This is a genomic window from Collinsella sp. AM36-4AA, assembly GCF_003467795.1.
Lineage (GTDB): Bacteria > Actinomycetota > Coriobacteriia > Coriobacteriales > Coriobacteriaceae > Collinsella.
The window spans coordinates 69,118-79,136 of the sequence record NZ_QSHS01000007.1 but is presented as its reverse complement, the minus strand read 5'-3'; the positions used below and the strand labels follow the sequence as shown (position 1 = coordinate 79,136).

The 10,019-nt window shown below is 60.3% G+C and carries 8 protein-coding genes, 3 tRNA genes and 1 pseudogene; 7 read left to right on the top strand and 5 right to left on the bottom strand.

All coding sequences use genetic code 11. The features are described 5' to 3' along the window. Positions 1-128: 128 nt before the first annotated feature. The 7 genes from DW850_RS03950 to DW850_RS03920 all read left to right on the top strand — a co-directional run bounded on the left by DW850_RS03950 (position 129) and on the right by DW850_RS03920 (position 5,239). Positions 129-1,061: a 1-phosphofructokinase family hexose kinase gene (locus DW850_RS03950; RefSeq protein WP_022094572.1), complete on the top strand. Its 933-nt coding sequence runs from the start codon at positions 129-131 to the stop codon at positions 1,059-1,061. Between the two features lie 195 nt (positions 1,062-1,256). Further along, positions 1,257-2,651 (top strand): CCA tRNA nucleotidyltransferase, encoded by a 1,395-nt coding sequence (locus DW850_RS03945; protein ID WP_117786299.1) that lies wholly within the window; start codon positions 1,257-1,259, stop codon positions 2,649-2,651. Positions 2,652-2,778: 127 nt separating this feature from the next. Next, positions 2,779-2,855: transfer RNA gene (locus DW850_RS03940), tRNA-Glu, on the top strand. A 22-nt stretch (positions 2,856-2,877) separates the two neighbouring features. Next, positions 2,878-2,954: transfer RNA gene (locus tag DW850_RS03935), tRNA-Glu, on the top strand. Positions 2,955-2,976: 22 nt separating this feature from the next. After that, positions 2,977-3,053: transfer RNA gene (locus tag DW850_RS03930), tRNA-Glu, on the top strand. Positions 3,054-3,203: 150 nt separating this feature from the next. After that, positions 3,204-4,511, top strand: coding sequence for a lysylphosphatidylglycerol synthase transmembrane domain-containing protein (locus DW850_RS03925; protein ID WP_117786298.1), 1,308 nt, complete (start codon positions 3,204-3,206; stop codon positions 4,509-4,511). Between the two features lie 116 nt (positions 4,512-4,627). Further along, a complete protein-coding gene (locus DW850_RS03920; RefSeq protein ID WP_158565217.1) occupies positions 4,628-5,239 on the top strand; it encodes a TetR/AcrR family transcriptional regulator in 612 nt (203 codons plus the stop codon). Positions 5,240-5,242: 3 nt separating this feature from the next. Here the strand turns inward: DW850_RS03920 and DW850_RS03915 are convergent. From DW850_RS03915 to DW850_RS03895, 5 genes and pseudogenes are all read right to left on the bottom strand, one after another. Continuing rightward, positions 5,243-5,467, bottom strand: a pseudogene (locus DW850_RS03915) (DDE-type integrase/transposase/recombinase); the annotation flags it as partial. A gap of 77 nt (positions 5,468-5,544) precedes the next feature. Then, positions 5,545-6,801 (bottom strand): ABC transporter ATP-binding protein, encoded by a 1,257-nt coding sequence (locus DW850_RS03910; RefSeq protein WP_233540609.1) that lies wholly within the window; start codon positions 6,799-6,801, stop codon positions 5,545-5,547. 12 nt (positions 6,802-6,813) lie between these two features. Beyond that, positions 6,814-7,836, bottom strand: coding sequence for an iron ABC transporter permease (locus DW850_RS03905; RefSeq protein WP_117786296.1), 1,023 nt, complete (start codon positions 7,834-7,836; stop codon positions 6,814-6,816). Between the two features lie 22 nt (positions 7,837-7,858). Beyond that, positions 7,859-9,430 (bottom strand): ABC transporter substrate-binding protein, encoded by a 1,572-nt coding sequence (locus tag DW850_RS03900; protein ID WP_147349586.1) that lies wholly within the window; start codon positions 9,428-9,430, stop codon positions 7,859-7,861. A 4-nt stretch (positions 9,431-9,434) separates the two neighbouring features. Continuing rightward, entirely contained in the window at positions 9,435-9,968 is a 534-nt protein-coding gene (locus tag DW850_RS03895) for a hypothetical protein (protein WP_117716075.1), read from the bottom strand. Positions 9,969-10,019 lie beyond the last annotated feature (51 nt).

The following is a 10,019-nucleotide window of genomic DNA, read 5'->3' as shown; positions in this document are numbered from 1 at the left end:
GTCTGTTGCAATGAAGATGAGAATCAAGGTACTTCATCGCTTCCACACCGTTCACCGAGTTGTCCTAGCCTTTTGCCGATGCGTGGAATATACTTTCATTAACACGTTGCTTCGTGAAAGGAACATTCATGATTTACACGCTCACTGCAAATCCCGCCATTGACTACAACATCGCCTGCGACGGTCTTGCTGCCAACACCGTCACGCGTACCCGCAACGCGGTCTATACGCCCAACGGCAAGGGTCTTAACGTCTCGTTCACTCTCGATCACTACGGTGTCGACACCACGATCCTGGGCTTCTTCGCCGGCTTCTCGGGCGAGTTTATCGTCAAGGGCGCCGAGGCCCTGGGCGTGCCCGTCAAGCCCGTGTGGACCGACGGCATCACGCGCGTCAACGTGTTCCTCAATGCCGGCCCCGACACCGAGTACAACATGGTCAACGCCGGTGCCGCCATCAACGAGGCCAACGAGCAGGAGATGTTTGAGCTTATCGATTCGCTTGATGACATGACCTGCCTGGTCATCAGCGGCTCGCTACCTCCCAACACTTCCGAGGGCTTCCTGGCCGAGGTCCTGCGCCGAGTCAAGGCCAAGGGGGCCGAGTTCGTCCTCGACATCTCGAGCCATCAGCTGGCAGACCTCATTGCCATGGAGCCGCTGCTGATTAAGCCCAACGATGACGAGCTGCTCGATATTTTTGGCATTAAGGTGAGCGGTGGCGACGACGAGTCCGTCAAGGGCGCGATGGCCGAGCTGCACGCCAAGGGCGCCAAGAACGTGCTGCTGACCCTTGGTGGCGCAGGTGCGTACTTCTCCAACGGCGAGCACATTTGGTTTGCCAATCGCACCTTCGACGTCAAGCTGCTGTCGACGGTGTGCGCCGGCGATTCCTCGCTCGCTGCCTTCCTGTCCGTGTGGCACGACGCCCCCGAGCGCGTCGAGGACGCCCTGCGCCTTTCGATGGCTACCGGCGCCAACGTGGTCGAGTGCCCCGGTCTGGGCGATTTTGCCAAGGTGGACGAATATAAGAAGCACATCGAGGTTCGCCAGGTCTGCTAGCAGCATCGATACGTCGTTGCCGAACACCCGCTTTGGATTACCAAGGCGGGTGTTTTTTGCGCGCTGAACGTATGTGGCGTCTGCTGTCTTGTTTTATCGAATCGACGACGCGATTGCGTGTGCGTGTTTTCTCGTTTCTTGCTAGACTTCTTGAGAACCATCGATTTACGCTCACAAGTGCAGGAGGCCATAGGCATGTGCAATGTTTCGCTCAACGGTACTCAACCGTCCGATGCGTCCCTGTGCGTCCTGCGCGCGCTTGAGGCGGCTGGTCTTGAGACTTGGTACGTGGGCGGTTGGGTGCGCGACGCCCTGATGGGGTGCCCCAGCCACGATGTTGATATGTGCTGTAGCGGCCTGTGGCAGGAGTCCAAAGCGGCGCTCGAGGCCGCCGGCATCGCGGTTGTGGAGTCGGGCATTAAATTTGGCGGAATCACGGCTATTTCCGATGGCGAGCGTATCGAGGTCACCACGTACCGTCTGGATGGCTTTTACACCGATGGTCGCCATCCCCAGAGTGTGGAGCGTGCCCCCTCGCTCGAGGACGATCTGGCGCGCCGCGACTTTACCGTCAACGCCATGGCCTGGCATCCCGAGCGCGGGCTTGTCGACCGCTACGACGGCCAGGGTGACTTGGAGCGCAAGCTGATTCGCGCTGTCGGCGATCCCAAGCGTCGCTTTAACGAGGACGCCCTGCGCATGCTGCGTGCGGTACGCTTTGCCTGCCGCCTGGACTTTATGATTGAGCCCGAGACTAAGCGCGCGCTTGCCGAGTGTGCGCCGCTGCTCGATGCCGTGGCGCGTGAGCGTGTGGGTATTGAGCTCGAGGGCATTCTTTCGACCGGTCATGGGGGAGACGCGATGCTCCGCTACCCCGAGCTCATCTGCGCCGCCGTGCCCGAGCTTGCGCCCGCTCGCGGGTTTGATCAAAGCAGTGTCTATCATGCGTTTAACGTCTACGAGCATATCGCCCGCGTGCTGACGGTGGCAGGGGAGCTGGCGCTGTGCGACGGCGTCGCGCCCTCGTCGAGCCTTATGTGGGCGGCGTTTTTGCACGATGTGTCCAAGCCCGAGTGCTTTACGGTCGATCACGCCGGCAGCGGACACTTCTACGGTCATCCCGAGCTCGGCGCCAAGAAAGCGCGCGCCATTATGGATCGCCAGGCGCTCTCGCACGACCTGGTGCGCGACGTGTGCCTGCTCATCAAATATCACGACAAGCCACTGCGCCCCGAGCGCTCCTGCCTGCTCAATATGATGCGCGCGCTTTCGGGCGAGGGCGTCGACACGCCGCGTCTGATGGACGAGCTCATGGATCTTAAGCGTGCTGACACACTTGGCAAGGCCCCGTCGTGCTTCTATTACGTCGAGACGATTGAGGAGATGCGCGCGATGGCGCACGAGCTGCTGAAGGCGGGGGAGCCCTATACGCTCAAGATGCTCGCCATTAACGGCGGCGACCTGATCCGCGCCGGTGTGAAGCCGGGGCCCGAGCTAGGCCAGCTACTCAACTCCGCCCTCGACGCCGTGATCGAAGACAACATTTCCAACGAGCGCGAAGCTCTTTTGGTCCATCTCAACTTGAATTAGCTATCCTGTTTAGCTGCGTGTTCCATAACCTGCCGACAATTTTTCGGCAATTTGGAATTTCTTCTTGCGCTGACGTTTTTTGTCCCGTAATATATTTCCTCGCAGCACGGCAGTGCAGATGTCATGTGGCCCGTTCGTCTAGCGGTTTAGGACGCCGCCCTCTCAAGGCGGAGATCACCAGTTCGAATCTGGTACGGGCTACCACTTCTTTTCTGCTGAGGCTTATGGCCCGTTCGTCTAGCGGTTTAGGACGCCGCCCTCTCAAGGCGGAGATCACCAGTTCGAATCTGGTACGGGCTACCACTTCTTTTCTGCTGAGGCTTATGGCCCGTTCGTCTAGCGGTTTAGGACGCCGCCCTCTCAAGGCGGAGATCACCAGTTCGAATCTGGTACGGGCTACCACGCATCTGATACCCGGACTTCCCATGGAAGGCCGGGTTTTTTATTATCAAACAACCGTCTGCAATTCCCGTTTGAACAAGAGCTTTGCGTTCTGCTTATGGCCCTTACGGGTACAATTACTAAGATATTTTGACTGTTAGAAGGAGTCTCATGACGGAGTCCTCTCAGCATACGTCCAAGCCCCAGGTCGAGGTTGAGGCCTCGGGCGGCGATGACAATAAGAGTGCACGCCGCGGCGCCATCTTTATCGGCGTCGTGCTGGTGGGTTATATCGTCTATCTGGTGGTAACCGGGCAGATGGGGCAGTTTTGGGCCGCTATGTCGAGCGTCCAGGCGCCCTGGCTCGTTGCCGCGTGTCTATGCATGTTCATGTATCTGTTCTTTGGCATTGTGGCCTATGCGATCGCCGTCTGGCTCGACCCCAATTCACCCGTCGGCATTCGCGACCTGATCTCGGTCGAGGCGAGCGGCATCTTTTTTGGCAACCTCACGCCCATGATGATGGGCTCGACTCCCGCCCAGATCTACCGCCTGACCAAGGCGGGCCAAAATGTCGGCGAGGCTGGCGCCACGCAGTTCACACGCTTTATCGTGTACCAGTTTGGTCTCGTTGCCTGGGGCGCTATCCTACTGCTTGCTCGCATGCCGTTTTTTGCCGAGCGCTATGGCGACATGACGCTGCTGTGCGTCTTTAGCTTTGGTGGGCACTGCTGCATCTTGCTGGGCATCTTCGCCGTCGCGCTCATGCCTAAGACCGTCACGCGCGTTGCCCATTGCATCATCAATTGGCTTGAGCGCATTGGTGTCTCGGCCACTAAGATCGAGGGATGGCGCACGTTTGTCGATGGCGAGATCTACTCCTTCTCCGAGAAGTTCAAGCTTTCGGCCGGACATTTTTCTTCCATGCTGCTCACCGTGTTTATCACCATGCTGCAGCTCGCGTTTTACTATCTGGTGCCGTATTTCCTGATGCTTGCCTTTGGCCACCACGAGGTCGACTTTTTCTCGGTCATGGCCGCGAGCGCCTTTGTCCAGCTTCTGAGCTCTGCGGTCCCCTTGCCCGGTGGAACTGGTGGCGCTGAGGGTGGCTTTGCATTGTTCTTGGGTCATTTCTTTGGGTCGGCTTCGACCGCCGGCTATCTGCTGTGGCGCCTCATTACGTTCATTGCGCCGACCATTTTGGCTGCGCCCCTGCTGGGCCTTAAGAGCGCCCACAACGAGAGCATCCATGCGCGCTGGGATCGCGTGATGCGCAAACTCGGCCGCACGTCTCAGACGCCCTCTGCGCCCACTAAGCCGCACCCCACGAATGCTGTTACCGTTGATCCCAAGAAGCACGCTCAGAAGGCTTCTGGGACCGCTAAGCCGGCTCATAAAGCCTATGTGCGCCAGACAGGCGACGGTATTCGCGTATCTCCGTCGGCACTCAATAAGAAGAAGCACCCTAAGTCGCAGTAGGGCAGTCGTGCGTTCTTCATGATGCGGGGCATATTTGTGCTGTATGGGGGATAATCCTCTTACGTAGATTATCTCTCACTTGTTGATGAATGCCCGTATATCGAAGGGACACGCCCATGGCCACCAGCAAACCGCGTATTGATCGCCGCATCGTTCGCAGCCGCAATGCCATCCTTTCCGCTTTCGAGCGCCTGCTCATGGAAAAGCCGCTGGCAGACATTACGGTGAGTGCCATCGCGCGCGAGGCCAATGTCGACCGCAAAACCTTCTACGTGCACTTTGGCACGGTTGACGGCCTGCTCGATGCCATTGCCGTCGATGTGGTGGAGATGATTGTCGACTCGGTCGAGAAAACGCTTGCTTCAATGGACGGTGACACCAACGAGCGCGCCCTGGGCGCGGCGGCGACCTTCTTTAAAACCGTTAATGAGGCACTGTGCAACAACTTGGTGCTCAATCGTCAGCTGATCGAGAACATTCCGCTCGATGATTTTATGGCTCGTCTTCGTGCGCCGCTCGAACACGAGATTGCCGAGCGCGATCTGCTGCCCCAAGGTCTCAAGGACGAGATGTTCGACTACTATCTGGCGTTCTTGCTGTCGGGTATTATCGGTATCTATCGCACGTGGGCCCTGTCTGATGGCTCGGTTCCTATCGAGCGCGTCTCGGAGGTCGCCAACGACCTGACTCTCAATGGCCTATCGAGTCTGGAATCTCGCTTGGATTAGGCGCAGGCTCGAGTTCGTGAGGCGCTTGTCGGGGTGCAGCCCGATCGACCAGGCGACGAGCATCCCGCCGAAGCAGTCGATGACCGGGCTCAGGTAGACCTTCTCGCCGCCCGGGAGTCTGAACTCGGTGATGTCGGTGAGCCACAGCAGGTTGGGCTCGTCGGCGTGGAAATTCCTGTTTACGAGGTTCTCCGGCGCCTTGTAGACCTCGCCGGCGTAGGAGCTGTAGCCTGAGGATCATTAAAAGAAAGTCCAGTTTATCCTTCCCACTCCAATTGGGAATCCTCCGATGCGCCTTCGCACGCTCACATGACCTCGATACCATGCGAGCGTGCGAACTCGACGAGCTCTGCGTTGCGGGCGTTTATGGTGCCGAAGGCGGCGGGGCACACAATAAGGCGCGCGCAGTGGACGAGGAGCTCTTTGGCGCGGGCTATGGTTTTATCCCCGATCGGCTCGAAGGCGCGCTCGGCCACGCATTCCGCTGCCAGGTCGCGCGCGAGCTCGCAGTCGATGTCCCCTTCGTGCAGAACGCCCGCGTAGAACGCCTTGCCCTGCCGGACGAGCTGGCGAAACACAGCCGACCCCGTACCTGCGCCGGCGATGACGAACGTGTTCGCATCGCCGTGCGGGCGCCCAATTTCCACGCTGCCGAAGCGCTCGTTGAAGGTGCCATGCTGAAGGCCGTAGAGCTCGCCAATCGTCTCGCGCGTGAATATGTCCTCGGGTGCGCCGGCGCGGAAGACCCGGCCGTCCTTCACGCAAATCACCTTGTCGGCGCTTTTCTGCGCGAGCTCGAGTTCGTGGATGGACATGATGACAGCCACATTCCGCGATTTCGCAAGGTGGCGAAGTATTCGCAGCAGGTCGATCTGGTAGCGGATATCGAGATACGACGTGGGCTCGTCGAGCACGAGCACACGCGGATCCTGCGCGATGGCGCGTGCGAGCATGACGCGCTGGCGTTGCCCGTCGCTTATCTGCATAAAGTCGCGCTCGGCGAGCTCTTCCACATGTGCGGTTTTCATGGCCTCGTCGACCCGACTATGGTCGTCGGGCGAGAGTGTGCCCATTCGCCCGGTGTAGGGGTGCCTTCCTGCCTCTACGACATCGCGGCAGGTGAGGAGCTCGGTCCGGGGGCGATCTGTCAGCATAACGGCAAGGTTCCTTGCAAACTCCGCCGTCTTCCATCGGGAAATCTCCCGCCCGTCGAGCTCGACCGCGCCGGCAAGCGGTGCCAGATGGCGTGTGATGGTTTTCAAGATGGTCGACTTGCCCGAGCCGTTCGGCCCGATGAGCGCCACGACGTCGCCCGCGCGAACCTCCAGATCGACGCCTTCGACTACGACCTTCTTGTCGTAGCCCGCCGACAGGTCGCTTATGTGGAAAAGCGGCGCTCCGTCAGCCTGCGTTTCGACCGTAGTTTCGAGGTTCGGCTCCGCTCGGAGGAGGCGTTCCGCGCGCAGTTCCGCACGAGCCGAAAGTGCCTTCTGGCGCTTTCGTGCGAGCTCAGGACTGTCTAAGCATGGAATGTCCCCTCCGAGCGTTTTGGGCCGCGGCACGAATTCCCCCATCTACCTCACCCGCTTCTTCAACATGAGCGCGATAACCACCGGAGCGCCGAAGATGGCGGTGACGGCGCTGATGGAAAGCTCGACGGGAGAGAACAGCGTGCGCGCGATCAAATCGCAGCCCGCGCAGAAGATGGCGCCTCCCAAGAAGCACGCAGGAATCACGCGGATGGGCTTCGACGACTTTAGCGCCGACTTCACGAGATGCGGAACCGCGATGCCTACGAACGACACCGGACCAGCGAACGCGGTCACGCAGGCGGAGAGCATGCTCGCTAGAAGGACGAGCACCACGCGGAAGCGTGCGACGTTCACGCCGACGCTTTTCGCGTAGGCTTCTCCCAGCTGGAAGGCGGAAAGGGGCTTCGATATCGCGAATACGCATGCGCTCACGGTGATCACCACGACCGCGATGATCGCGATGTCGTCCCAGCTCGAACCCGAGAAGCTACCCAAAGACCAGTTGTGCAGGTTCACGATGGACTGGTCGTCGGCGAAGGCGATGAGGAAGTTCGTCGCCGCCGAGCAGATGTATCCCACCATGACGCCCGCCACGATGAGCATGGCCATGGAACTTATGCGCCGTGCGATGAGGAGCACGAAGCCGATGGTGATAAGCGAGCCCAGAAACGCTGCGGCCACCATGGCCGGCGAGGACATGGCCTGGTTCGCGCCTAGAAGTACGATCATCGTAAGCGCGACGACGAACTTTGCGCCCGAGGAGACGCCCAAGATGAACGGGTCGGCGATGGGGTTGTTGAAAAACGTCTGCAGCAGGAACCCGGAAAGCGAAAGTGCCCCGCCGAGAAGCACGGCTGAAAGCACGCGCGGCAGGCGAATCTCCCAGATGACCTGGCTTTCCATGGAATTGGCCGCGCCGCCCGAAAGGATGCCGGGGATGTGGTCTGCGGGCACGAGCACGCTCCCGATGCACAGGTTGGCCCCGACGAGCACGATGAGGGCAACAGCGAGCAGCGCCGTCACGACGCGACACCGCGCGGCGCGCCCCGATTCGTCGTATGCCATGGAAAGCCGGCTTCTCATGGCGCTAACCGAGCTTCCTCAGATAATGGAAGTCGCTCGCGTCATCGCCGGTGAACGCCCCGTGCAGCTCGTCGATAATGTCGGCGGTAGAAGTCATCTGCTGGTACATGTCGGCGCTTGTGACCCAGACGTTGCCGTTCTTCACGGCTTTGAACTGCGACAATAGCGCGTTTTTGCCTACGAAGTCGTTCAAGGTGGCAACCGATTCGTCGATGGTGCCGTTGTAGACGATGATGTCGGCATCCTTCGCCGTCGCGTAGAAGCGCTCCATTTCGAGCGTTACTGACGAACCTGACGTCGACGCCGTCTGCGCGTCATCGAGCGCATAACTGCCGCCTGCAAGCTCGATCATCTGCGCCACGTAGTCGCCCGCCCGCCGCGTGACGGCGGCCCCGTTCGAGTTAATGTAGAAATACGCCACGGTTTTACCTGACGACGCGAGCCCCGACGTTTGCTCGACGCGGGCCTTCTGCTCGTTGAACAGGTGCGCGGCCTCGTCTTCCTTGTCGAACAGGACGCCGAAAAGCTTAATCCACTCGACGCGCCCGAGTGCTTCGGGCTCGCTCGACGACTGTTCGGTGAGCACGACGAGCCCGAGCTTCTGCAGCTTTTCCTTCACATCGGGCGTGTGGTTGATCATGGTGTTCTCGATGGCGAGCGTGCAGCTCGAGGCCGATATTCGCTCGTAGTCGGGCGCGCTGTACTTGCCGCCGTAGGCGATCGCCCCACTTTCGAGCGCGCTTTTGAAGCCTGCGACCGAGCAATCGTCGGCCTTCGTGCCCGACATGATGATATTGTCGTTCGCATCGAGCGCGTCGACCAGGCACATCGTTGCCGACGACACGAGGTACACCTTGTCGGCGGGGCGCCTTATGACCGCGATGTCGGAGCTCAACCCATCAGGTACCTTCGCATCTTGCGGCACCACGAGGAAACGCTCCCCATTCGAAACGCAGATAAGCCGCAGACCGCCTTCGAACTCGTCGACAGTGAAGTGCTCGGCGTATTCAAGCTGAAGCGCCCCCGTCGGCTCCCAGCCGCAGCCCAAATCGGCGTTGTGGAAGTCGGCCGCGGCGCTTGAAGCCGTTCCTGCAGGGGAGCCGCCGCTTGCATCGTCGCCCGATTTCTCCTTCATGGTGGATGAGTCGAAGTGGATCGTGTAGTCGATGGTGTGCGGCGTCGACATGGCGACGGTCTCGGCCGACACGGCGATGTCCTCGTCGAGCGTGACGGGTATCTCGAACGTGGAGTTGCCGCCGTCGTTTACGGGCGCGTAGTCCACGCCGTCGACGGTCATCTTGTCGTAGTTCGAACTCGACCAGGTGATGGTCGCGGTGTAGGTGTCGCCATCCTTCACAATTGTGGTGGGTGAGGCGATGCTTGCGCGCCCTGACCCACCGGAAAGCGAGACACTCACAGTGTATTCCTGAGAGCGCGCCGTGCCACCGGTCGCGTTCGGGCTCGCACTGCACCCCGCGAAGGGAAGCGCGAGCAGGGCGACGAGAACGCAGGTGATCGCGCGCGCCGCGATGCTGTGGCGCTTCCTGTTTTCCCCCTTGGGGAGAATTGACCGCATGGCGTTACTTCAGTGCGTCGGCGCGCAGATCGACGCCGGCGGATTCGAACACAAGCGTGCGGTCGTACCACTGCTCTTTTCTAATACTCCACGCGGCACAGGCGGTGTCCTCGTCGAGCGCATCAACGGGCACGTCGTAGGTGTACTTGCCTTCCGCGTTTTCCACATAGGGGATGAAGTCGGCCTCGCTCGCGGCGGCAGCCTCGTCGCCCGTGCCCATGAAGAGCTTGCCGTAGCCCGTGCCGGAAAGCGTCATCACGCAGTGCATGGAGCCGTTTTCCACGATGAGCTGGGCGTCCACGATCCTGAACATGTTCGAGCTGGAATCTACGGTGATTGGATAGGTGCCGTCGGCCACCTTGTCGGCGGTGATGGGGGCAGCGCTTGCGCCCGCGGGCGCATCGGCCGCCTGTTCGGTCTTTTCCTGGGAATCGGCATCGCTTGCCTTTGCGCTGTCGATTGAATTTCCGGCGCAGCCGGCGAGCGAGAACGCGCAAAGCGCCGCCGACAGGGCGAAGACGAGGGTTTTCTTCAACATGGAGGGGGTTCCTTTCAATCGCTTCGACCGCCCGTGCCGTGCGGTGGGCGG